The sequence below is a fragment of the Donghicola sp. XS_ASV15 genome, assembly GCF_041224595.1.
GTDB lineage: Bacteria > Pseudomonadota > Alphaproteobacteria > Rhodobacterales > Rhodobacteraceae > Donghicola.
Genome location: NZ_JBGFGN010000153.1, coordinates 1 through 22682, shown reverse-complemented (window position 1 = coordinate 22682; position 22682 = coordinate 1). Strand labels below are relative to the sequence as shown.

Here is a 22682-nt window from a genome sequence, read left to right as displayed (position 1 = left end):
CGACCAAATGGCTTACATCGCGGGAACAGCCGTCGGCACAAAGTCCGAGGTATCCGTCGAGGTGTAGTTGAAAGTGATGTTGCCCCAAGTATCGAGCGCCGCTTCCAGCGGTTTGCACCACTTGGCCGCTTCACGCAGGATTTCGGGACCTTCGACAGCGATCTCGCGGCCTTCGTTGCGGGCCAGGATCATCGCTTCCAGCGCCACACGGTTCGCTGTTGCGCCCGCCTGAATGCCCATCGGGTGACCGATGGTGCCGCCACCGAACTGTAGCACCACATCGTCGCCGAACAAATCGATCAACTGGTGCATCTGCCCTGCGTGAATACCGCCCGACGCCACAGGCATCACCTTCTTGATGTCGCCCCAATCCTGCTCAAAGAAGATCCCGCGCTGCAGATCGACCCCGTTATGGGTCTCGCGGCAGACGTTGTAATAGCCCTGAACAGTCATGGGGTCGCCTTCCAGCTTGCCCACTGCGGTGCCGCAGTGCAGGTGGTCAACGCCAGCCAGACGCAGCCACTTGGCGATCACGCGGAAGCTGATGCCGTGGTTCTTCTGGCGGGTGTATGTCCCGTGACCAGCGCGGTGCATGTGCAGGATCATATCGTTGGCACGGCACCATTCGCTGATCGACTGGATCGCGGTCCAACCCACAATCAGATCGACCATGACGATAACCGACCCGAGCTGCTTGGCGAACTCGGCGCGGGCGTACATCTCTTCCATCGTGCCCGCAGTGATGTTCAGGTAGTGACCTTTGACCTCGCCGGTTTCGGCGGTCGCTTTGTTCACGGCCTCCATGCAGTAGAGGAAGCGGTCACGCCAGTGCATGAAGGGCTGCGAGTTGATGTTCTCGTCATCCTTCATGAAGTCGAGGCCACCCTTCAGACCTTCGTAAACCACGCGGCCATAGTTCTTGCCCGACAGACCCAGCTTTGGCTTGGTGGTCGCGCCCAGCAGGGGCTTGCCGAACTTGTCCAGACGCTCACGCTCGACCACCAGACCGGTGGGCGGCCCTTTAAAGGTTTTGACGTAAGCGACGGGAAAGCGCATGTCCTCCAGACGTGCCGCCATTAGGGGTTTAAAGCTGAACACGTTGCCGATGATGGATGCGGTCAGGTTCGCGATTGATCCCTCTTCGAACAGGATCAGGTCATAGGCCACATAGGCAAAGTACTGGCCGGGCTGGCCGGGCACGGGGTCAACGCGATAGGCCTTGGCGCGGTACTGGTCCGCAGCGGTCAAACGGTCGGTCCAGACCACGGTCCACGTTGCGGTAGAGGATTCCCCCGCCACAGCGGCCGCGGCCTCGATAGGGTCCACACCCTCCTGCGGGGTGATGCGGAACAGGGCCAGCACATCGGTGTCCTTGGGCTGGTAGTCGCCGTCCCAGTACCCCATCTGCGCGTACTTCAGGACCCCTGCGGCATAGCGCTTTTTCTTGTCCTTGATTTCGGTGGGATTGCTCATGTCGTTCATGTCGTGGCCTCCTCCTGCCGTGACGGGTTCACGCTGCGCGGGCAGCTGCGATTTGGGGATCAAGCGCGCCGCTCTCGTAGCGACGAGCCATGTCATCCATGGAAATGGGTTTGATACGGTCCGACTGACCGGCAGTGCCAAAGCGTTCAAAGCGGTCGCGGCACAGATCCTCGAGCTCTTTCATCGCGGGGATCAGGAACTTGCGCGGGTCGAATTCGGCAGGCTTGTCCGTCGCGATCTTGCGGAACTGGCCGGTCATGGCCATGCGGCAGTCGGTGTCGATATTGACTTTGCGCACGCCCATCTTGATGCCGCGCTCGATCTCTTCGACCGGCACGCCATAGGTCTGGGGCATCTCGCCGCCATTGGCGTTGATCAGGTCTTGGAGCGCCTGAGGCACCGACGAAGAGCCGTGCATCACCAGATGGGTGTTGGGCAGCTTTTCGTTGATCCGGCGGATGGTCTCCATCGACAGGATGTCGCCATCGGGCTTGCGGCTGAACTTGTAGGCCCCGTGGGAGGTGCCGCAGGCAATCGCCAGCGCATCGCAGCGTGTGACCATCACGAACTCGACCGCCTGATCGGGGTCTGTCAGCAGCTGGTCGTGGGACAGCTTGCCCACCGCGCCAGAGCCATCCTCTTCGCCCGCCTCGCCGGTTTCGAGCGAGCCCAGAACACCCAGCTCCCCCTCGACCGAGGCACCGACCGCATGGGCGGCCTTGGTGACACGCGCGGTGATCTCGACGTTGTAGTCGAAGTCGGCGGGGGTCTTCATGTCCTCGTGCAGCGAGCCGTCCATCATCACCGATGTGAACCCGTGGCGAATCGCAGACAGGCAGGTGGCATCGTTGTTGCCGTGGTCCTGATGCAGCACGATGTGGTTGTCTGGGTACATCTCGGACAGGGCCACGACCATGTGGCGCAGCATGATGTCACCGGCATAAGACCGCGCCCCACGGCTGGCCTGAAGGATCACGGGCGAGCCTGTCGCCTTGGCGGCCTGCATGATCGCCAGACCCTGCTCCATGTTGTTGATGTTAAAGGCCGGAACGCCGTAGCCATGCTCGGCCGCGTGATCCAGCAGTTGTCTCAAGGTAATCAGTGCCATGTTGGTCTCCTCCCCCTCAGGCTGCCTTGGCTGCCCCTTGCAGGGCCGCGATACCGGGAAGGGTCTTGCCCTCCAGCCATTCCAGAAATGCGCCACCGGCGGTGGACACGTAGGTAAAGTCTTGGGTCACAGCGGCGCCGTTCAGGGCGGCCACCGTATCGCCCCCGCCCGCGACGCTGGTCGCACGGCCCTGCCGCGTCAGAGCGGCGGCGGTGCGGGCCAGTTGGTTCGTGGCGTGGTCAAAGGGCGGGATTTCGAACGCACCCAAAGGCCCGTTCCACAGGATCGTGCGGCATTCGCTCAGAACCCGTTGGAAGTTCGAGAGCGCGCGCGGGCCGGCATCCAAAATCATTGCACCGGCCGTACATTCATGCGCCCCGACAACACGGTTCTCGGCGCCGGCCTTGAACTCGGTCGCGATGACCAAATCCTCGGGCAGATGGATCTGGCAGCCGGATTTTTCGGCCAGCTTGCGGATTTCCTGCACGGTCTCGACCTGATCGGCCTCGTGCAAGGACCGCCCCATCGGCGCACCGTCCGCATAGAGGAAGGTGTTCGCCATACCCCCGCCGATGATCACATGATCCAGCTTCATCACCAGGTTCTTCAACACAGCGATCTTGCTAGACACTTTGGCGCCGCCGACGATGGCCACAGCAGGCTGTTGCGGCGCTTCCAACGCGGAGGTCAGCGCCTCCATCTCTTCGATCAGCAACGGTCCGGCATAGGCGGGCAACATGCGCGCCAGCGCCTCGGTCGAGGCATGGCTGCGGTGCGCGCAGCTAAAAGCGTCATTCACATAGACATCCCCCAGCTGCGCCAGCGCGGCTGCGAACGCAGGGTCGTTCGCGGTCTCGCCCGGGTTGTAGCGTAGGTTCTCGCAGAGCAGGACGTCGCCGTCCTTTAACCGCTTGCTCAGGAGCACGGCAGACTCTTCGCCGCAGACATCGGAAAACACGACCGACGTCCCCAGCGCCTGCGCCAAAGCGGGGCGCAGCTTGTCCACCGAATAGGCCGGGTTCATCTCGTTCACCTTGGGACGGCCAAAGTGGGTCAGGATCACCAACCGCGCGCCGCGTTCCAGTAGAGGCTTCATCCCCGCCGCAAAGCGGTTGATGCGGGTGGCATCGGTCACGACGCCTTCGTCCACTGGCACGTTCAGGTCGGCGCGCACCAACACGCGCTTGCCCCGCACATCCACATCCATGATCGAAGGCAGCATCAGATCAGCCTCCCCATGGCGCAGGCGGTGTCCGCCATCCGGTTCGAGAAGCCCCACTCGTTGTCGTACCAACTCAGGATGCGGACCATGCGGCCGTCCATGACTTTGGTCTGGTCCATGTGGAAGATCGACGAATGCGGATCGTGGTTGAAATCCATCGAGACGTTGGCCGTATCGGTGTAGCCAAGGATGCCCTTCAGATCGCTGTCAGCGGCAGCACGGATGGCGGCGTTCACCTCGTCTACCGTGGTGTCGCGGCTAGCCATAAAGGTCAGGTCGACGACCGACACATTCGGGGTCGGTACGCGGATTGCCACACCGTCTAGCTTGCCGTTCAGCTCGGGCAGAACCAGACCCACGGCCTTGGCCGCGCCGGTAGATGTCGGGATCATCGACAGGGCGGCCGCACGAGCGCGGTACATGTCCTTGTGCATCGTATCCAGCGTGGGCTGATCGCCCGTGTAGCTGTGGATGGTGGTCATGAAGCCTTTTTCGATCCCGACCGCCTCGTGCAGCACCTTTGCCACAGGGGAGAGACAGTTCGTCGTGCACGAGGCGTTCGAGACAATGATATCGCTGCCAGTCAGATCGCGATGGTTGACGCCGAACACCACGGTGCGGTCCACACCAGTCGCAGGGGCCGAAACCAGCACACGTTTGGACCCGTTCTCTAAATGCAGGGCGGCTTTGTTGCGGTCGGTAAAGATGCCGGTGCATTCCAACGCCACGTCCACCCCGCCCCAAGGCAAATCTTTGGGATCGCGGATCGCAGTGACTTCGATAGGACCACGGCCGATATCGATGGCGTTTCCAGCGGTTTTGACTTCACCGGGATAACGGCCATGTACGCTGTCGAATTGCAGCAAATGGGCGTTCATTTCCACGGGCCCCAGATCGTTGATCGCGACCACTTCGATGTCATTGCGGCCCGACTCTGCGATCGCGCGAAGCACATTTCTCCCGATACGGCCGAAGCCGTTGATGGCAACCTTGGTTGTCATGACACTGTTATCCCTTGTTGATTTGCTTCTTGGCCGAAGCGGCGATGGCCTCGGCAGTGATGTTAAAGTGGCGGTACAGCTCGTCCGCAGGCGCGCTGGCGCCAAAGCCGGTCATCCCGACAAAGCCGTCGCTGCGTTCCAAGAACAGCTCCCATCCCTGACGGATCGCAGCCTCGACCCCCACGCGGGGGGCGGTGCCACGGACCAGCACGCGGTAGGCGGCGGGTTGGGCCGCGAACAGCTCGAAGCTGGGGGCAGAGACCACGGCGGCGCAGATGCCATCGGCGGCCAGCAGGTCTGCAGCCTTTAGGGCGATCTCGACTTCGGACCCTGTGGCGATCAGCGTCACATCCCTTGCCCCCGCCGTTTCCCGCAGCACATAGGCTCCGCGGGCGGTCAGGTTGCTGTCGGTGTGCGTGGTGCGCAGGGTCGGCAGGTTCTGACGCGACAGGCATAGCAGGGTCGGCGTGGCCTCGGACGTGGCGCTCAGCTCCCATGCTTCAGCAGTTTCCACGGCGTCTGCGGGACGGAACACGGTCAGGTTCGGCATGGCCCGCAGGGATGCGATGGTTTCCACCGGCTGGTGGGTCGGCCCGTCCTCTCCCAGACCAATCGAGTCGTGGGTCATCACATAGGCGAGCGGCACCCCCATCAGCGCAGACAGACGGATCGACGGGCGGCAGTAGTCGGCAAAAGCCAGAAACGTGCCGCCATAGGTAAAGAAACCGCCGTGCAGCGCGATCCCGTTCATCGCAGCGGCCATGCCGTGCTCGCGGATGCCATAGTGGATGTAGTCGCCACTGTAGTCGTTGCGGTTCACAGGCTTCATCGCGCTGGTACGGGTGTTGTTCGATCCAGTCAGATCAGCAGACCCGCCCACGGAGTTGGGCAGCGTGGCATTCACCACCTCCAGCGCCATTTCCGAGGCTTTGCGCGTGGCGACCTTGGGCTGGTCCTTGGACAAGCGGCGCTTGTAGGCGGTGATCGCGGCGTTCAGACCCTGCGCGTCCGGAGCGGCGAGCGAACGGTCAAAGTCTGCGGCCAGCGGGCTGGCGTCCTTGCGGGCGGTCCAGTTGGCGCGAGCGTTGGCACCACGGGCAGCGATGGCTTCCCAAGCGGCCTTCACCTCGGTCGGGACCACGAACGGATCGTGCGGCCAATTCAAAGCGTCGCGGGTCGCTGCGATTTCGTCTGCACCAAGGGGCGATCCGTGCACCTTGTGGCTGCCCTGCATGTTGGGCGCACCCTTGCCAATGGTCGTTCGGCAAGCAATCAGCGACGGGCGCAGATCTTTGCGGGCGTTTTCAATGACACGGGCGATGGCTTCGGGGTTGTGACCATCCACAGCCTGCACGTGCCAGCCTGCGGCCTCGAAGCGTGCGCGCTGGTCCATGCTGGTGGACAGGTCGGTTGGCCCGTCAATGGTGATGCGGTTGTCGTCCCAGAAGACGACCAGACGCCCCAAGCCCAGATGGCCAGCCAAGTCGATGGCCTCGTGGCTGATCCCTTCCATGAGGCAGCCGTCACCGGCCAGCACATAGGTAAAGTGATCGACCAAGTCATCGCCGAAGCGCGCATTGTGCATCCGCTCGGCCAAAGCCATGCCGACGGCTGTCGAAATTCCCTGCCCCAGCGGGCCGGTGGTAGTCTCGATCCCCATGGCGTGGCCATATTCGGGGTGGCCTGCAGTGCGCGAGCCCATCTGGCGGAAGTTCCGCAACTGGTCCGAGTCCATGTCCGCATAGCCCAGCAGATGGTTGATCGCATAGACCAGCATCGATCCATGCCCCGCGCTCATCACAAAGCGGTCACGGTCAGGCCATTTGTGGTCGGCGGGGTCCACTTTGACAAAGCGGTTGAACAGAACCGTCGCTACATCGGCCAGCCCCATGGGCGCGCCGGGGTGGCCCGAGTTTGCGGCCTGCACCGCGTCCATGGTCAGGGCGCGGATGGCGTTGGCCATTGTGGTTTCGTCGACTTGAACAGGTGTTTGCACAGTCATGGCAGCCTCCTCAGCTCCGCTTGGATTCTTGGACAAGGCGCAGGATCATCGGGGTAAAGATCAGCTGCATCGCCAGATCCATCTTGCCCCCCGGGATCACGAGCGAGTTCGCGCGGGTCATCCAGCTGTCGTGGATCATCGACATCAGGTATGGGAAATCGATGCCGCGCGGGTTCTTGAATCGGATCACCACAAGGCTCTCGTCCGCCGTGGGAATCCACCGCGCGATGAACGGGTTCGAGGTGTCGACCACAGGCACCCGCTGGAAGTTGATGTCGGTCTCTGAAAACTGCGGGCAGATGCAGTGCACATAGGCGTGCATCCGGCGCAGGATGGTGTCGGTCACCGCCTCGGTCGTGTAGCCGCGCTTGGAGCTGTCGCGGTGGATCTTCTGGATCCACTCAAGGTTAATCACGGGCACCACGCCAACCTTCAGGTCCGCCAGAGCCGCAAGGTTCACCTCGTCATTGACCACGGCGCCGTGCAGACCCTCGTAGAACAGCAGGTCGCTGCCATCCTCGAACGGAGCCCAGTCGGTAAAGGTGCCGGGCCCGCTGCCATAACGTGCGGCCTCGTCGTCATCGTGAACATAGTGGCGGGTTTCGCCAGCGCCGGTTTCGCCATAGCTGCGGAAGACGCTTTCCAGTTTCGCCAGTTCATTGGCGTCATAGGAAAAGTGGCTAAACCCCTGATCCCCTTCGGCGGTCCGGCGCTCCAACTCGGCCTTCATCGCGGCGCGGTCGTAGCGGTGGAACGCGTCGCCCTCGATCGAGACGGTGCTGACCCCCTCGCGGCGGAAAATCTGGTCAAAGGTACTTTTGACAGTGGTGGTTCCAGCACCAGAGGAGCCGGTCACCGAAATAATCGGATGCTTTTTGGACATAGTATTTTCCAGTTAGGGTCAGGCGCGGAACAGGCCGCGGTTGCCGAACAAGGCAGAGACTTCGGTCTCGGGCAGATCGTGATAGGTGCTGACGCGGTCGACCTTGTCCGCGGTGCCAAAAACCATAGGCGTTCGGGCATGCAGGCTGGTCGGGATCTGGCTCAGGACACGCGCGGTGCCGGTGGTCGCCTTGCCGCCCGCTTGTTCGACCAAGAAGGCGATTGGCGCGCATTAATAGACCAGACGCAGGCGGCCATTCTCGTAGCCCTTGCGTTCATCACCGGGGTACAAGAAGATTCCGCCGCGGCACATGATTCGGTGGGTTTCGGCCACCAAAGACGCCACCCAACGCATGTTGAAATTCTTGCCGCGCGGCCCTTCGGATCCGGCCAGACAGTCGTCGATATAGGCCCGCACAGGCTTGGCCCAGTGGCGGTAGTTCGAGGCGTTGATCGCAAACTCGCTGGCCTCTGGCGGGATCATAGTGGTCTCGGTCTCGAAAAAGGCGCCCTCGGTCCGATCCAGAATGTACTGACGCACACCATCGCCAAATGTCACAACCAAAGCGGTATGAGGCCCGTAGATAAAGTAGCCCGACGCCAGTAGATGGCTGCCATCCCGCAGAAACGTCTCGGTCCCGTCATCCAACGCTGGCTGGATCGAAAAGATGGTCCCGATCGACACATTGCAGTTGATGTTCGACGAGCCATCCAGCGGATCGATTGCCAGCGCCAAAGCACCGTTTACGTCGATCTCGTTGACCGTCTCGCGCTCTTCCGAGGCGTACCAGCGGACGCCGGTGCCCTGCATGGCATGGGCGAATGCGTCGTCGGCCAGCACATCCAGCGCCTTTTGCTGATCGCCATCGGTGTTGTGGCCGATGTTCGCGGCCAGTTGTCCCGCCAGCGGTCCGCGCCCCACAGCGTCCGACAAGCCGGCCGCCACATCGCACAAAGCATTCATAACCTGCCAAAGCGGGGCTGGAACGCCCCCTCTGGGAATTCGTATCTCTTGCATCACGTTTAGGGCCTCCCCTCCCTGAACCGAAGCTGAGATTGATAATCCTCAGGTTGAATGATAATAAAATTTCAAATTTCTGTACGAAGTGTCAGGAAAATTGAATGCCGCGTTTGGACCAGATCACCCTCAAGCAACTCCGCGCTCTGACTGCGGTGGTCGAAGAAAGCACCATTCTCGCAGCCGCAGAAAGGCTGAATTTAACCGGCCCAGCCGTCCATAACCAATTGAAAACCCTAGAATCGATAGTGGGCTCGCCACTGCTGTCCCGCGCAGGTGCAGAACGCAACACACCAACCGCCCAAGGGCGTGCCCTGCTACGCGCTGCGGCAGAGATCGAAACCTCTTTGGATCGGGCAGTGCGACAAATTGGTGCGCTGGGTCAGGGGCTATCGGGGCGCGTGGTTCTGGGGGTTGTGAGTACGGGCAAGTATTTCGCTCCTCGAATCGTGGCTCTTTTGCAGCGGGAAATGCCGGATGTGCAGGTCGCTCTGCGCGTCGGCAACCGAGAGGAAATCGTCGAAGCGATGGAGCGTGCGGAATTGGATCTGTGCATTATGGGCCGTCCGCCCCGCACCTTTCTGACCGAGGCCATGCCCCTGTTCGATCATCCCCACATTATCATTGCCAATCAGGACCACCCGCTCGCGCGCGACCCCATGGTCCCGCGCGAGGCGCTACTGCGCGAACGCTTTGTCATGCGCGAGGCGGGCTCTGGCACCCGCATTCTGGCCACCCGCTTTCTGGACGAGATCGGTCATGACCAAGTCGCTGGTATCACCGAGATGTCCTCGAACGAGACGATCAAGCAGGCCGTGATACACGGGCTGGGGATCGCTATGATCTCGGCTCATACAGTGGCGGATGAACTGGCGTCGGGGCGGTTGGTGCGATTGCGCGTCCAAGGTTTGCCCATCTATCGCAAATGGTATCTGCTGCCCCAGCCGCGCGCGGACAAAGCCGCCGCTGTCACTGCGGTCGAACGCTGGATTTTGGACCACGCGGACGTCATCGAGCCCAGTCTTGACCTGAGCTAATCCTGACTTGGTGCGCGCGGTGGAACCTGCCACACTCCGCGCATGAGCATCTACATCGCCTTTCTCAGATCAGTGAACGTTGGCGGCACGGGCAAGCTGCCCATGTCTGACTTGGCGCGGATGTGTCGGGATATCGGTTTTGAGGACGTGCAAACCTATATCGCCAGCGGAAACGTCATCTTTTCCACGGACATGACACCCGAAGGCGCACGCGTCTCGCTCGAGGCGCGCCTATTTGAATACTGCGGCAAGACGATCCGGGTGCATATTCGCACGCCCAAAGAAATCTCGCAGATCGTCCAGACGAACCCTTTCCCCAAGGCCGCAGGAAATCAGATAGGGGTGCTCCTCCTTGACGGTCCACCTGATCTGAGCGCGCCCCTCCAAGGGCAACAGGATGAACAGGTCGTGGCCGGTACACGAGAGATTTACGCCCATTACCCCTCGGGCATAGGGCGATCCAAGCTTGTCTTGCCGGGCACTTCCACGGGCACGACACGAAATATGAATACGCTGGTTAAGATGCTGGGTCTGGCGCACAAACTGGCCTGACCACGAAAAAAAGGGGCGCTAAACGCGCCCCCAATGTCTGAGTGCTTTTCAGTCGGCTTAGGCTTTGAAACCGCGTGCCTTGACGACCTGAAGCAAGGGCATGACGTCCGACATATCGGGGCCACGGTCCTGACCGGTTACAGCGCGGCGCAGAGGCATAAACAGGCCCTTGCCTTTGCGGCCAGTCGCCTCTTTCACCGCAGAAGTCCAGTTGCCCCAAGTGTCGCCGTCAAACGGACCTTCGGGCAGCAGCGTCATCGCTTGCTCGATCATTTCGCGGTCTTCGTCAGCGACTTTGGGCTCTGCGCCGTCACGGAACAGTTCCCACCAGCCTTTCAGATCGTCCAGTACGGTGATGTTCTCGCGGCTAACAGTCCAAAACTGTTCGGCCAACTCGGCAGGAACGCCAAGCTCTGCGATCAGAGGTGCGACTTCCGAATAAGGCTTCGCCGCGTTGATGCGCGCGGTCAGCGGGTACAGGTCATTGCTGTCGAACTTCGTCGGGGCCGAGCCGAACTGGCCGATGTCGAAGCCTTCGATCAGCTCTTCCATCGAGGTCCGAAGTTCCACCGGCTGCGAAGAGCCCAGACGCGCCATCAGCGACAGCAGCGCCATCGGCTGCACGCCAGCAGCACGCAGATCGCGCAGCGACAGGGTGCCCAGACGCTTGGACAGTGCCTCGCCTTGCGGGCCGGTCAGCAGCGAATGGTGGGCGAACGCGGGGTGGTCATAGCCCAAAGCGCGCATGATCTGGATTTGCGTGGCGGTGTTGGTCACGTGGTCAGAGCCGCGCACAACGTGGGTCACGCCCATATCGGTGTCGTCAACAACCGAGGCCAGCGTGTACAGCATCTGGCCATCCGCACGGATCAGCACGGGGTCAGAGACCGAGGCCGCGTCGATCGACAGATCTCCAAGGATGCCGTCGGTCCACTCGATCCGCTCGTGATCCAATTTGAAGCGCCAGACGCCAGCGCCACGCTCTGCGCGCAGCTTTTCCTTTTCCTCGTCCGACAGGGCCAAGGCAGCCCGGTCATAGACGGGGGGCTTGCCCATGTTCAGCTGTTTCTTGCGCTTCAGGTCCAGCTCGGTCGGAGTCTCGAAGCATTCGTAGAAACGGCCCATCTCGCGCAGTTTGTTCGCCGCATCCTCGTAGCGATCCAGACGCTCGGACTGACGCTCGACCTGATCCCACTGGATGCCGAGCCATTCCAGATCCTGCTTGATGGCATCGACATACTCTTCTTTCGACCGCTCGGGGTCGGTGTCGTCGATGCGCAGGATAAATTTGCCGCCCTCTTTGCGGGCGATCAGGTAGTTCATCAGCGCGGTGCGTAGGTTGCCAACGTGGATATAACCGGTCGGCGAAGGGGCAAAGCGGGTGGTCGTCATAGCGTTCTCCTGTTGGGCGTTCATGTCCCACACAGTCAGGGAAATGTCCACAATCGGCTGCGGCGGGACGGCTGTGCGCCCACCGCATGGCATCAGGGCCTAGCGCAGTTTCGGCGGATTGTTCGGATCACGGCCGGGGGCTTTGGGGCCCTCTTTCTGCTCGGGTTGGGGCAGATCGAACCGCAGACCGACCTTGGCGAGCGCCGCAGACATCGGATCGGACGCGCGAAAGAAGGACACGTCGATGCTACCCGCCTCGATCCCCGAGAAGGTCAGCGCGGCGTGAACCGCCCGCGCGATCGACGGCTCTGCCCCCGGAACAGGGTCCACAACCCCCAACATGTGGCCCATCGCGCCGCCTTCGTAGCGGACACCCACCAGATAGGCGAACCGCGCCAAACCGGCGGCCGATGCCAGTCGGCTGTCCAGCGACACCAGCAGAGAGTCCGGCAATCCGCGCGGGGACAGGAATTCCTCGATTTTCGCCTCGCCCTCTTCGGGGGCAGACGACAGTGTATCGGTGATCCAACTGATAGCTTCGGGGGGCAGCAACATCTCTGACGGTGCGACTGTTAGATTGACGCCAAGGCCAATCCCCTGCCCGTTCAGCATCTCTGCCAAGACACGGCCGGGGATCGCGGCATAGGGCGCTTCGCCCTCGGCGAACTGAGCGAGTCGCGCTTCGGTGTCGAACACCACGGCGAACTCAGTGCCATCGACGGGAAAGAGCCGCGGCTTGATCGTCTCGCCTTCGGACTCTTCTTCGAGCAGCAGGAAGAGTTCCGATCCGGACAGCACATCATAGAACCGCAGGCGCGCGGCCTCGCTCTCGGGGGCGGCGTCCATGGCGGCGTGGGCTTGATCCAGCAGTGTCTCAGTCATCTAGCACCTCTTTGACCTTGGCCCGCAGCACCGGCAGCAATTCCGCCTCGAACCACGGGTTTTTCTTGAGCCATGCGGTATTGCGCCACGACGGATGAGGCAAGGGCAGGACGCCGTTTTCCAGATGATCGCGCCATTCCATCACTGTCTGAGTGACAGATGTGCGCCCGCCGATGTGCCATTTCTGGGCATATCCCCCAACCGCAAGCGTGAGCCGGACCGTTCCGAGCGCCTGGATCAAGGGACCGCGCCATGTTTGCGCGCAGACGGGCGGCGGCGGCAGGTCCGCGCCTTTGGCATCGTAGCCCGGAAAGCAGAAGGCCATCGGCAGGATCGCCACGCGCGATCGGTCATAGAACTGCTCTGGTGTCGCACCCATCCAGTCGCGCAGACGGTCGCCCGAGGGGTCTGTGAACGGCTGGCCACTGTGGTGCACCCGCATCCCCGGCGCTTGCCCCGCGATCAGCAACCGCGCTCCAGAGCCGACCCAGACCACCGGTCGCGGGCTATGACCCGTCGCCGTCTGCGCAAATCGTTGCGCACAGATACCGCATATCGATAGTTCCGCTTTGAGAGCTTCTAACGCGGGTTGTCCTACATCGCGTTTTTTTGACATAGTTCCTGCAAAGTTTGCGCTTAGTTAACCGTTAATCTACCTAAGAATAAGAACCGCCGAACATGGCACCGAGGCAAGGCATGCTGGAATTCAGAAATGTCAGCAAGTCGTTCTGGACCGGAACGCAGCACAAAGTGATCTTGGATCGCGCGTCTTTTCGTGTCGATTTGGGAGAGTCTATGGGCATCCTCGCGCCGAACGGCACGGGCAAGACCACGGTCGTTAACATGATGGCCGGTCTGGAAAAACCCGACGAAGGCGAGATCATCCGCGGGTGCAAAATCTCTTTTCCGCTGGGGTTCATGGGCGGCGTCATCTCGAAGCTGTCGGCGATGGAAAACGCCCGCTACATCGCGCGCCTCTACGGTCTGGACCCCGACTACGTCGAAGCGTTCTGCCGCTGGCTGTGTGGACTCGAAGAATATTTCGACCAGCCGCTCGGCACATATTCGGCGGGCATGAAATCCAGATTTACGTTTGCCCTAATGCTGGCCTTGGACTTCGACATCTACCTGATCGACGAAGGGATGCCGTCTACAACGGATGTAGAATTTAACAAAAAGGCGGCCGACCTCTTGCGGGAACGGTTGCGCACAACGACGATCGTGATCGTGTCACACCAGCCGGAGACGCTGGAAAAATACTGTCGTAAAGCCGCTGTCCTAATGCACGGGCAACTGCACATGTTCGACAGCCTTGAGGAAGCGAAGCAGCTGTATGACTACGAAACCAAAAGCTAGAAAATTCCGCATCAGCCGAGAGCCGCTTGCCAAGGCGGTAGCAGAGACGGAACACACGCATCCCGAAGACACGCCGAAGACCACTGAGGCGACGACGATGGCGGGCGCAGTGTCCTCTCGGGCCGAGGTAGAATCAGAGGATGACATCGACGCGATCCGCAAAGAGGGTCTGACTGGTCGCCAGTTGCGTCTCGCGCGGAGGTTGGCACAGAAACACGATGTTCCCGCGACCTCTGACTTTGATGCCGTACGCCAGCTGCGCAAGCGCGGAATCGATCCCTTCCAACGTTCGGCATCTTTGGACCTCGTGGTATCCGACCCCGAAGAAACAAAGCTGACCCAGCTGCCGCAAACTGTTCCCGAGCGCAAACCCGAAACACTTCCAAGCACCGAAGTCAGCGATGGTGAGAGCCCAGCCGAGCGCCGCGCGCGTGAAATCGGGCGCATCCAAGCCGAGATCAGCAAGCGCCGCCGCAAGAAAACCGGCTTGCTGGCTCTACGCCTGCTCTTCTTTGTCTTCTTGCCCACCGCTATTTGCGGCTGGTTTTTCTATTTCGAGGCAACACCGCAATACGCGACCACCTCGGACTTCATTATTCAAACCTCGGACCAGTCCAGTGGCGCGGGCGGCCTAGGGGGTCTGCTTCCGTCGCAGATGAACACCAACCAAGAGGCCGTCGCGATCCAGCGCTACCTGCAATCCCGCGAGGCAATGCTGCGCCTGAACGAAGAACTCGGCTTCAAAGCGCATTTCCAGCAGGACTGGATTGATCCGATTTTGCGTCTATCGCCTGATGCTACAAACGAGGAAGCCTACAAGCTCTACAAGCGCAAAGTGCAGATCGGATACGACCCGACCGAAGGCGTCATGGGCCTCGAGGTGATCGCCGTCGCGCCTGAAGCCAGCAAAGCCTTTTCGGATGCGCTGATCCGCTACGCCGAAGAACGCGTCGATAGCCAGACCCTGCGCAAACGCGAGGACCAGTTGAGCGAGTCGCGCAAATCCTTGGCCGAGGCCGAGCGTCTGCGCCGCGAAGCGCAAGAAGCCTTGGTCGCACTCCAGCAAGAGGCGGCAATCGTCGATCCCGAGGGCGTCATCGGCGCGCTCCGACAGCAAATCACCCAGCGCCAAATCGAACTGCAAGAAAAGCAATTGCAGCTTCAGGCCTTGCTCGACAACGCGCGGCCGAACCAAAGCCGTGTCGACGGCGTTCAAGGTGACATTCGCCGCCTGCAATCTGCGATCGCTCAACTGGAGACTCGCATGAACGAAGCGACCCAAGGAGAGGACTCTCTGGCCGCGATTTCTGCCAAGATTTCGCTGGCCCAAGCCGACGTCGCAACTCGTGACCTGCTCTTACAATCTGCTCTCCAGAACCTAGAGGCTGCCCAGATCGAAGCCAGCCGTCAGACCCGCTATCTGTCCCGCGGCGTAGAACCTGTGGTGCCAGATCAGGCGACATACCCCAAGGCATTCGAGAACACTGTGGTCAGTTTTTTGATTTTTGCCGGAATTTACCTCATGATCTCGCTCACAGCGTCGATCCTTCGTGAACAAGTCACAAGCTAGGGGTAAAAGAGGGTTGCAGATTAGATTCGAGCGCTAATTACTAGTGCAAAGTAACGAGTGCGTTCCTGCTCCAATTTTGAACTACAGAAAAGAGTGTTTTTCATATGACCAAGCCGATTGCCGACGTAACACCCAACACTTGGGATTTCTTGCTGCGTCCGATGATCAAGCCCACCGGCTTTCGCGAATACGACGCCCGCTGGAAATACCCCGAGGAAATCAACCTACCCGGCATGACCGCTCTGGGTCTGGGCCTTGGTACCCAGATGCGCAAGCGCGGGATCGAGCCCGTGATCGCGGTCGGCAATGACTATCGCGACTACTCGCTAGCGATCAAAAACGCGCTGATCCTCGGCCTGATGCAGGCCGGTATTCAGGTCAAGGACATCGGCCCCGCCCTGTCCCCCATGGCCTACTTCAGCCAGTTCCATCTTGACGTGCCCGCTGTGGCCATGGTCACCGCATCGCACAACCCCAACGGTTGGACCGGTGTGAAGATGGGCTTTGACCGCCCGCTGACCCACGGCCCCGACGAGATGGGCGAACTGCGCGACATCGTTCTGGGTGGTCTGGGTGAAGCCCACGAAGGCGGTTCGTACGAACTGGTCGAGGGCGTCAAGGAAGCCTACATCCAAGACCTGATCGGTGACTTCAAAATGTCCCGCCCTCTCAAAGTCGTCTGCGCGACCGGCAACGGCACCGCGTCGGCTCTGGCACCCGAGATTCTGGAGCGTATCGGCGTAGAAGTCGTTCCCTCGCACAACGAGTTGGACTACACCTTCCCGAACTACAATCCGAACCCCGAAGCCATGGAAATGCTGCACGACATGTCCGACACGCTGAAAGCGTCGGGGGCAGACATCGCGCTGGGTTTTGACGGTGACGGCGACCGCTGCGGCGTTGTCGATGACGAAGGCGAAGAGATTTTCGCAGACAAGGTCGGCGTGATCATGGCCCGCGACCTGTCGAAGCTGTACCCCAACTCGACCTTTGTGGCGGACGTGAAATCCACCGGCCTGTTCGCGTCGGATCCTGAACTTCAGGAACGTGGCGTAAAAGCCGACTACTGGAAGACAGGCCACAGCCACATGAAGCGCCGCGTCAAGGAAATCGGCGCTCTGGCAGGCTTTGAAAAGTCTGGCCACTACTTCCTGGCCGAGCCTGTGGGTCGCGGCTACGATTGCGGCATGCGCGTCGCGGTCGAGATCTGCAAACTGATGGACCGCAACCCCGACATGTCCATGTCGGACCTGCGCAAGGCTCTGCCCAAGACCTACTCGACCCCGACCATGTCGCCCTACTGCGCCGATACTGAAAAGTACGACGTACTGGATCGAATCGTCGAGAAGCTGGTTGCCAAGGCAGATGCAGGCGACACCTTTGCTGGCAAAGCTGTCAAAGAGGTTGTCACCGTGAACGGCGCCCGCGTCATTTTGGAAAACGGCAGCTGGGGTCTGGTGCGCGCTTCGTCGAACACCCCGAACCTGGTTGTGGTTTGCGAAAGCTCGGAAAGCGACGAGGAACTGCGCGCGATCTTCAAAGAGATCGACGACGTGATCCGCACCGAGCCTGCGGTCGGCGAGTACGACCAGAAAATCTAAGTCCGGTTCCTTCGGACAAATGAAAGCCCCCGCGATTTGCGGGGGCTTTTTTGGTTCAGCGGATCAGGCGACCAGCCCGCGTCCGCGCAGCAGCGCATCGACACCGGGCATGCGGCCACGGAATGCGGTGTAGAGATCTTCGGCCGGTTTCGATCCACCCATGGATAGGATGTTGGACTTCAGGCTGTCGGCGGTCTTTTCGTCGAATGCGCCGCCAGCCTCTTTGAACGCATCGAACGCATCGGCGTCCATGACCTCGGACCACATGTAGCTGTAGTAGCCGCTGGAATAACCGTCACCCGAAAATACGTGGGCGAACTGGGGCGTCGCGTGGCGCATCCCGATAGCTTTTGGCATGTCGATGCCCGCCAGAACCTCTGCCTGCTTGGCCATCGCATCTTCTGGCGCAGCACCACGATGGAAGGCCAGATCGACAAGCGCCGAGCCCAGGTATTCGACGGTCTGGAAGCCCATGTCATAGGTCGCAGCACCAAGAACCGCATCAGCCATCGCCTGCGGCATAGGCTCTCCGGTTTCCGCATGGACTGCGAATTTCGCCAGCACTTCGGGGACCTCAAGCCAGTGCTCGTATAGCTGGCTCGGCAGTTCGACAAAGTCCCGCGCGACCGAGGTACCGGACATGGAACTATAACGCACATCCGACAGCATTTGGTGCAGGGCGTGGCCGAATTCATGGAACAGGGTACGCGCGTCGTCATACGAGAGAAGCGCGGGCTGCCCTTCGTCCGGTTGCGCAAAGTTGCAGACGTTCACGACGATCGGGGCCTGCGCTTCGGGCCAGCCAGCTTGGGATTGGAACGCGCTGCACCATGCGCCGGACCGCTTGGAAGGACGGGCGAAGTAGTCACCGATGAACACCGCCACGTGCTGACCATCGCGGGTGACGCGCCATGCGCGGGCATCAATGTGGTAGAGCGGGACGTCTAGAGGCTCGAACTGCAGACCGAACAGGCGGGTCGAGCAGTCAAAGGCCGCTTCGATCATTTTATCCAGTTGGAAGTAGGGCTTCAGCTTGGCTTCATCGAGATCATGCTCGGCTTGGCGGCGCTTTTCTGAATAGTAGCGCCAATCCCATGCCTGCAGCTCCCCGTTGATGCCGTCCTCGCGCATCATCTGGGTCAGCTTGGCAGCATCCGCATCGGCCTGCGCCTTGGCCGGGGTCCAGACCTGCATCAGCAACTCCTCGACCCGTTCGGGCGAGCCAGCCATCTCGGTTTCCAACTTAAAGGCCGCGAAGTTGTCATAGCCCAGCAGTTTGGCACGCTCTTCGCGCAGTTTCAGGGTCTCGGTCGCGATGCCGCGGTTGTCGGTCTCGCCGCCATTCGCACCGCGGGCAGCCCACGCGGTGTAGGCTTTTTCACGCAGCGCGCGATCGGGACAGAACTGCAGGAACGGCACAATCAGGGACCGCGACAAGGTGATGACCGGCTTGCCATTGCCAGCGCGGCGCGCTGCAGAAATCAGGAAGTCCGGCAGACCGTCCAGCTGATCCTCGGCCAGTTCCATCTGCCAGCTAGATTCATCTTTCAGCAAGTTCTGGGTGAATTGCGTGCCCAGAGACGACAGTCGCGACATAACCTCACGCATACGGTCGGCCTGTTTGCCAGTCAGCGCCGCACCAGAGCGCACAAAACCACGGCGGGTCAGATACAAAAGCCGCGCGTCCTGCTCGTCCAGACCCAATTCGTCGCGCTGTGCCCACAGGGTTTCGACACGATCAAACAGGGCACGGTTATTGTTGATGTCACTGTAGTGGGCGGACAATTGCGGCGCGAAATCCCGCTGCAGCGCTTGGCGCGCGTCGTTCGAGTCGCTGCCCGCCAAGTTGTAAAAAACCGACAGAACCCGATCGAGCGCAAAGCCCGACCCTTCGAGCGCCAGCACAGTGTTGGCAAAGGTGGGCGCTTCGGGGTTGTCCGCAATGGCGTCGATCTCGGCCTTGTGCTCGGCCAGAGCGGCCGCGAAGGCGGGGGCAAAATCGTCGTCGGAAATGGCTTCGAAGCGGGGCAGACCGTAGGGGCCATCCCAAGGCTGCATCAATGCATCAGTCATAGTTCAATCCTTGTGCTGTCCGCAGACAGGGCAATCGCCCCGTGGCTGCAGGGTAATGCTGCGGGTCTCGGCGTACAGGGCGTCATGGATCACCATACGTCCGCGCAGGGTCTGACCCGCGCCGGTGATCGCTTTGACAGCCTCATTCGCCATCATCGTCCCAATAATCCCCGGCAATGGTCCAGCCACACCAGCGAGCGCACAGGGCGGCGCCAGATGCGGCGCGGGCGCCTCGGGGAAGATACACTGGTAACATGGGGTCCCGTTCGCCGGATCAAAGAGGCTGAGCTGCCCTTCCCACTGGGTCAGAGCGCCGGACACCAAAGGTTTACCAAGCTTCACGCAGATCCGGTTCACCAGATAGCGGGTTTCGAAATTGTCTGTCCCGTCGAGCACCAGATCGTATTCGCCGATCAACTCTTCAGCCTCGTCTTCGGTCAGGCGGCGGTTGTACGGCTTGACTGTCAGGAAGGGGTTCAGAGCCAGCATGTGGTCCTGAGCGCTGAACACCTTGGGCCGGCCAATGTCCGCATCCGCATGGATCACCTGCCGCTGCAGGTTGCCGTTATCCACCACATCCTCGTCGATGACGCCGATAGTCCCGACGCCAGAGGCCGCCAAGTAGAGCAGCACCGGACTGCCCAAACCCCCTGCCCCAACGACCAGAACCTTGGACTGCTTCAGCGCCTTTTGCCCCGGCCCACCGATTTCGCGCAGGACGATGTGGCGGGCGTAACGCTCTAGCTCAACTGGTTCAAACGTCTGCTTCGGGGCCTCATCCACCGCAGGTGCATCTCTCTCGGCGACCTTGGCGCGGATGGCGCGCAAGCCGAAACGGTAGCCCAGCGCCAGACCCAGCAGCGCGCCAACGATCAGCCAAGGCTCAATGCTGCCGCCGAGCGACAATCGCAGGGGCGCGCCGTCAGGCAAGACCAGATGGGCGCCCAAGACAGCCACATACAGGATCAGGATCATCCCCCATCGCGCAGATTTCGGAGTCTTCATCAGCGCACCGATCCCCCAGAGCGCGCCCGCCATCGCTAAAAACAGTAGCATGTCAGCCCCTTACTTCGATCCGGTCGAGCCGAAACCGCCGCCGCCCCGCGCGGTCTCGCCCGAGAATTCCTCGACCACGGACAAGTTAGGGCGAATGACCGGCAAGAACATCATCTGCGCAATCCGCTCGCCGGGATTAATCGTGATCGGATCGCCCGAGGGGTTCCGGTTCCAGACGCTGACGAAAATCTGCGCGGTGTAATCAGGGTCGATCAGACCTGTGCCATTTCCCAGCACCAAGCCATGCTTGTGGCCCATGCCGGAGCGCGGCAAGATCACCGCCGCCACATGCGGATTGTTCATATACAGCGCCAGGCCAGAGGGTATCAAAACGGCCTTTTCCTGCGGGGCAATCTCCATCGGGGCTTCGATACATGCGTGTAGGTCGATCGCGGCGGCCATGTCGCTCTGGTATGTGGGCAATCCCCATTCATTTAACCGAGCATCCAGTACTTTGACCTCGATTTCGGGGGTGAAAGACGGGCTGCTCATAGGCTCTCCTCGGGTGCTAAACGCGTTGCGGATACTAAGTCCTTTCAGCCAGCGAGATGCAAGTCGATGCTCCGTGCATTGTCTACACTCCTGGCTGCGTACTGACACATCTTCACCCCGAAGACGGGAAAGAGTTTACAGACTGCAACTGGGTGAACTAACGTGAAATCTCCCAAACCTGTATTTTGCGATCTTTGCCTTGTTGGCGTCCCTGTTGGAAAGCTGGCGTGATGCCCGCAGAAACGAATGAGATTCATGCATAACTGGGACGATCTGAAATATTGTCTGGCACTCAAACGCTACGGAACAATGTCCGGTGCTGCGCAAGCTCTTAAAACCAACGTCGCAACAGTATCGCGGCGCATCCATGGGCTTTCGGATGAATTGGGAATTCAGCTTTTCGTCAAGGACGGACAAAAGTGGAAGCCTACCCAGTTCGCAGAGTCTCTTGCTTCTTTGGCGGAAACGACGAATGCAGAGCTTGAGCGGATCCAGCTGGAAGAGGATTCCGAAACGGCTCCAAAAGAAGTTCGCATCAACTACGACGACATGATCCGCCAGTCGCGCCTGATGGGCGCGGTGTCCGATCTGTTCGAGACGATCCCGACAATCACCTTTAAATTGCGCTTTGGGCCCGCCAGCCTCGGTTTTGGTGAAACAGACATCTTCCTATCCACGACCCCGATGGAAGAAGGTAACCTGATTCAAAAGCGCGTGGGCACTTTACGCTCTGCGGTTTGGTGCGGCTCTGCGTTTCAAGGCAAACTGCAATCTTGGATTCGGCTCGAAAGCAACCGAACGATGGAGGATCATCACGCACGGCTGAAAGAAGCGATGGGCGTTGAGCACATGATGCTGAACGACGGCCTTCTTTGCGCCGAAGTCATCCAGAGGGCACCCTTTGCCGCAGCCTTGGTCGAGGATTATGCGATCCGCCAACGCGGTCTGCGCTACTTACCTGAGTTTGAGCAGATAGAGCACCCTGTCTGGGCCTATTTCCACGCCACGCGCAAACAGGACAAAATCATCCATGTCGCGCTAGACTGGATCCAAACGGCCTTCAAGACCCCCTTGGACGGCCTTGCGATTCCAGCGAAGGGCGGCACCAAAGCGACCCTCCCCATCAATCTATGATCATTTCTTGAGAGCGGACAGTTCTTGTCGGCGCTTCGACGATTGCATCGCCAAGGACGCCACCATGGTCAAACGCTCTCGGGACAGATCGTCCTTGAGCACGAAACCGTCGACGTCCAGACCCTCTAGGATTCTGGAGAACTCCACAATATCAACGCCTGAAATCAGTACGACCCCAATGTCGGCGCGTTCATCACCAAGCGACCGAAGGTCACGAACAAACTCGTTTGCGGTCCCATCACTCAGGTAATAGTCGACCAAGACGACATCAGGCACACTGTTGCCCAACTCTGTCATGGATGAGAGGAACTCTGTGGCGGTGTGAAAGCGGTTGAATTGGACCCGAGCATCCCGCCCCATCCAACGGCCCACGACCTCGGCATGAAGATCATCATCTTCAATCAGTGCTAAGCGCATCTAAATATGACCTCCCGAATGTTGCCACAGCAGCGCCACGCGCCGCCGAAACCTCCGCTTCATTTACAAACGACTATTCTAACGGCATTTCCAATGGCCGATTTTGAACAACATATCACAGAAACTGGTGCTCTGTTATTCTCACAGAAAAATCTTCTAATGCAAAGGATTTAGCACCTACGAAGACCATAGTTTTCTTCGCGAAAACAAGAAAGGCAGGATATCCTTGCTTTTCTGCAAAATCATGAACCGCAGAGATTGCGGTGGTCACGTCCGTCAAGGTGGTGTAATTTGTCGGGTGGCCTGAGGTCATGATCAGGCGGCTTTTATGCTGAGAATTGGGTCTGTCTCCTCGTTGTCGATCTGAGCGAATGCCTCGACCATCATGTAGCGGCTGGCGGTTTG

General features: G+C 60.3%; 19 protein-coding genes and 1 pseudogene. 6 read left to right on the top strand and 14 right to left on the bottom strand.

Annotation, left to right across the window (positions count from 1 at the left end; all coding sequences use genetic code 11):
* Positions 1–12: 12 nt before the first annotated feature.
* The 7 genes and pseudogenes from AB9K37_RS13435 to AB9K37_RS13405 all read right to left on the bottom strand — a co-directional run bounded on the left by AB9K37_RS13435 (position 13) and on the right by AB9K37_RS13405 (position 8715).
* A complete protein-coding gene (locus tag AB9K37_RS13435; protein WP_369839674.1) occupies positions 13–1482 on the bottom strand; it encodes a form I ribulose bisphosphate carboxylase large subunit in 1470 nt (489 codons plus the stop codon).
* Positions 1483–1510: 28 nt separating this feature from the next.
* The gene (gene fba / locus AB9K37_RS13430; protein ID WP_369839671.1) at positions 1511–2590 is read right to left on the bottom strand and encodes a class II fructose-bisphosphate aldolase; all 1080 of its coding nucleotides are present in this window, start codon (positions 2588–2590) and stop codon (positions 1511–1513) included.
* Positions 2591–2606: 16 nt separating this feature from the next.
* Positions 2607–3812, bottom strand: coding sequence for a phosphoglycerate kinase (gene pgk / locus AB9K37_RS13425; protein ID WP_369839747.1), 1206 nt, complete (start codon positions 3810–3812; stop codon positions 2607–2609).
* Positions 3812–4813, bottom strand: coding sequence for a type I glyceraldehyde-3-phosphate dehydrogenase (gap, locus tag AB9K37_RS13420; protein ID WP_369839668.1), 1002 nt, complete (start codon positions 4811–4813; stop codon positions 3812–3814). Before gap ends, pgk begins: the two co-directional genes overlap by 1 nt.
* Before the next feature lie 7 nt (positions 4814–4820).
* Positions 4821–6815, bottom strand: a complete 1995-nt coding sequence (gene tkt / locus AB9K37_RS13415; protein WP_369839666.1) for a transketolase — start codon at positions 6813–6815, stop codon at positions 4821–4823.
* A gap of 10 nt (positions 6816–6825) precedes the next feature.
* The gene (locus AB9K37_RS13410; RefSeq protein ID WP_369839664.1) at positions 6826–7698 is read right to left on the bottom strand and encodes a phosphoribulokinase; all 873 of its coding nucleotides are present in this window, start codon (positions 7696–7698) and stop codon (positions 6826–6828) included.
* An 18-nt stretch (positions 7699–7716) separates the two neighbouring features.
* Positions 7717–8715 (bottom strand): annotated as a pseudogene (locus AB9K37_RS13405) (class 1 fructose-bisphosphatase).
* A gap of 104 nt (positions 8716–8819) precedes the next feature.
* Here AB9K37_RS13405 and AB9K37_RS13400 point away from each other — a divergent pair.
* Positions 8820–9752 (top strand): LysR family transcriptional regulator, encoded by a 933-nt coding sequence (locus AB9K37_RS13400; RefSeq protein ID WP_369839661.1) that lies wholly within the window; start codon positions 8820–8822, stop codon positions 9750–9752.
* Positions 9753–9794: 42 nt separating this feature from the next.
* Positions 9795–10304, top strand: coding sequence for a DUF1697 domain-containing protein (locus AB9K37_RS13395; RefSeq protein ID WP_369839658.1), 510 nt, complete (start codon positions 9795–9797; stop codon positions 10302–10304).
* 57 nt (positions 10305–10361) lie between these two features.
* Here the strand turns inward: AB9K37_RS13395 and gltX are convergent, their stop codons facing one another.
* The 3 genes from gltX to AB9K37_RS13380 all read right to left on the bottom strand — a co-directional run bounded on the left by gltX (position 10362) and on the right by AB9K37_RS13380 (position 13194).
* Complete coding sequence (gene gltX, locus AB9K37_RS13390) at positions 10362–11696, bottom strand: glutamate--tRNA ligase (RefSeq protein ID WP_369839655.1); 1335 nt, start codon at positions 11694–11696, stop codon at positions 10362–10364.
* 99 nt (positions 11697–11795) lie between these two features.
* Positions 11796–12578 carry an SseB family protein gene (locus AB9K37_RS13385; protein WP_369839652.1) on the bottom strand — a complete coding sequence of 261 codons (783 nt, stop codon included), beginning with the start codon at positions 12576–12578 and terminating at the stop codon, positions 11796–11798.
* Positions 12571–13194: a uracil-DNA glycosylase family protein gene (locus AB9K37_RS13380; RefSeq protein WP_369839649.1), complete on the bottom strand. Its 624-nt coding sequence runs from the start codon at positions 13192–13194 to the stop codon at positions 12571–12573. The genes AB9K37_RS13385 and AB9K37_RS13380 overlap by 8 nt, the downstream gene beginning before the upstream one ends.
* A gap of 80 nt (positions 13195–13274) precedes the next feature.
* Here AB9K37_RS13380 and AB9K37_RS13375 point away from each other — a divergent pair, with 80 nt between their 5' ends.
* The 3 genes from AB9K37_RS13375 (at position 13275) to AB9K37_RS13365 (ending at position 17105) form a co-directional block, all read left to right on the top strand.
* Entirely contained in the window at positions 13275–13934 is a 660-nt protein-coding gene (locus AB9K37_RS13375; RefSeq protein WP_072707764.1) for an ABC transporter ATP-binding protein, read from the top strand.
* The gene (locus tag AB9K37_RS13370) at positions 13912–15504 is read left to right on the top strand and encodes a capsule biosynthesis protein (RefSeq protein ID WP_369839646.1); all 1593 of its coding nucleotides are present in this window, start codon (positions 13912–13914) and stop codon (positions 15502–15504) included. The genes AB9K37_RS13375 and AB9K37_RS13370 overlap by 23 nt, the downstream gene beginning before the upstream one ends.
* A gap of 104 nt (positions 15505–15608) precedes the next feature.
* Positions 15609–17105, top strand: coding sequence for a phosphomannomutase/phosphoglucomutase (locus tag AB9K37_RS13365; RefSeq protein WP_369839643.1), 1497 nt, complete (start codon positions 15609–15611; stop codon positions 17103–17105).
* Positions 17106–17168: 63 nt separating this feature from the next.
* On the opposite strand, the gene AB9K37_RS13360 is transcribed toward AB9K37_RS13365, so the two are convergent.
* From AB9K37_RS13360 to dut, 3 genes are read right to left on the bottom strand one after another with little or no spacing between them, the layout of a single operon-like run.
* Positions 17169–19178, bottom strand: coding sequence for a M3 family metallopeptidase (locus tag AB9K37_RS13360; protein ID WP_369839640.1), 2010 nt, complete (start codon positions 19176–19178; stop codon positions 17169–17171).
* 3 nt (positions 19179–19181) lie between these two features.
* Complete coding sequence (locus AB9K37_RS13355) at positions 19182–20234, bottom strand: ThiF family adenylyltransferase (protein WP_369839638.1); 1053 nt, start codon at positions 20232–20234, stop codon at positions 19182–19184.
* 9 nt (positions 20235–20243) lie between these two features.
* Positions 20244–20726, bottom strand: coding sequence for a dUTP diphosphatase (gene dut, locus AB9K37_RS13350; protein ID WP_369839635.1), 483 nt, complete (start codon positions 20724–20726; stop codon positions 20244–20246).
* A gap of 246 nt (positions 20727–20972) precedes the next feature.
* Here dut and AB9K37_RS13345 point away from each other — a divergent pair, with 246 nt between their 5' ends.
* Positions 20973–21860, top strand: coding sequence for a LysR family transcriptional regulator (locus AB9K37_RS13345; protein ID WP_369839632.1), 888 nt, complete (start codon positions 20973–20975; stop codon positions 21858–21860).
* Here AB9K37_RS13345 and AB9K37_RS13340 read toward each other — a convergent pair whose 3' ends face one another.
* Complete coding sequence (locus AB9K37_RS13340) at positions 21861–22277, bottom strand: hypothetical protein (RefSeq protein WP_369839629.1); 417 nt, start codon at positions 22275–22277, stop codon at positions 21861–21863.
* Positions 22278–22682 lie beyond the last annotated feature (405 nt).

Coding starts and splice junctions, on each gene's coding strand:
- AB9K37_RS13435 (WP_369839674.1), bottom strand. CDS start 1,482: ATGAACGACATGAGCAATCCCACCGAAATCAAGGACAAGAAAAAGCGC.
- fba (WP_369839671.1), bottom strand. CDS start 2,590: ATGGCACTGATTACCTTGAGACAACTGCTGGATCACGCGGCCGAGCAT.
- pgk (WP_369839747.1), bottom strand. CDS start 3,812: ATGCTGCCTTCGATCATGGATGTGGATGTGCGGGGCAAGCGCGTGTTG.
- gap (WP_369839668.1), bottom strand. CDS start 4,813: ATGACAACCAAGGTTGCCATCAACGGCTTCGGCCGTATCGGGAGAAAT.
- tkt (WP_369839666.1), bottom strand. CDS start 6,815: ATGACTGTGCAAACACCTGTTCAAGTCGACGAAACCACAATGGCCAAC.
- AB9K37_RS13410 (WP_369839664.1), bottom strand. CDS start 7,698: ATGTCCAAAAAGCATCCGATTATTTCGGTGACCGGCTCCTCTGGTGCT.
- AB9K37_RS13400 (WP_369839661.1), top strand. CDS start 8,820: ATGCCGCGTTTGGACCAGATCACCCTCAAGCAACTCCGCGCTCTGACT.
- AB9K37_RS13395 (WP_369839658.1), top strand. CDS start 9,795: ATGAGCATCTACATCGCCTTTCTCAGATCAGTGAACGTTGGCGGCACG.
- gltX (WP_369839655.1), bottom strand. CDS start 11,696: ATGACGACCACCCGCTTTGCCCCTTCGCCGACCGGTTATATCCACGTT.
- AB9K37_RS13385 (WP_369839652.1), bottom strand. CDS start 12,578: ATGACTGAGACACTGCTGGATCAAGCCCACGCCGCCATGGACGCCGCC.
- AB9K37_RS13380 (WP_369839649.1), bottom strand. CDS start 13,194: ATGTCAAAAAAACGCGATGTAGGACAACCCGCGTTAGAAGCTCTCAAA.
- AB9K37_RS13375 (WP_072707764.1), top strand. CDS start 13,275: ATGCTGGAATTCAGAAATGTCAGCAAGTCGTTCTGGACCGGAACGCAG.
- AB9K37_RS13370 (WP_369839646.1), top strand. CDS start 13,912: ATGACTACGAAACCAAAAGCTAGAAAATTCCGCATCAGCCGAGAGCCG.
- AB9K37_RS13365 (WP_369839643.1), top strand. CDS start 15,609: ATGACCAAGCCGATTGCCGACGTAACACCCAACACTTGGGATTTCTTG.
- AB9K37_RS13360 (WP_369839640.1), bottom strand. CDS start 19,178: ATGACTGATGCATTGATGCAGCCTTGGGATGGCCCCTACGGTCTGCCC.
- AB9K37_RS13355 (WP_369839638.1), bottom strand. CDS start 20,234: ATGCTACTGTTTTTAGCGATGGCGGGCGCGCTCTGGGGGATCGGTGCG.
- dut (WP_369839635.1), bottom strand. CDS start 20,726: ATGAGCAGCCCGTCTTTCACCCCCGAAATCGAGGTCAAAGTACTGGAT.
- AB9K37_RS13345 (WP_369839632.1), top strand. CDS start 20,973: ATGAGATTCATGCATAACTGGGACGATCTGAAATATTGTCTGGCACTC.
- AB9K37_RS13340 (WP_369839629.1), bottom strand. CDS start 22,277: ATGCGCTTAGCACTGATTGAAGATGATGATCTTCATGCCGAGGTCGTG.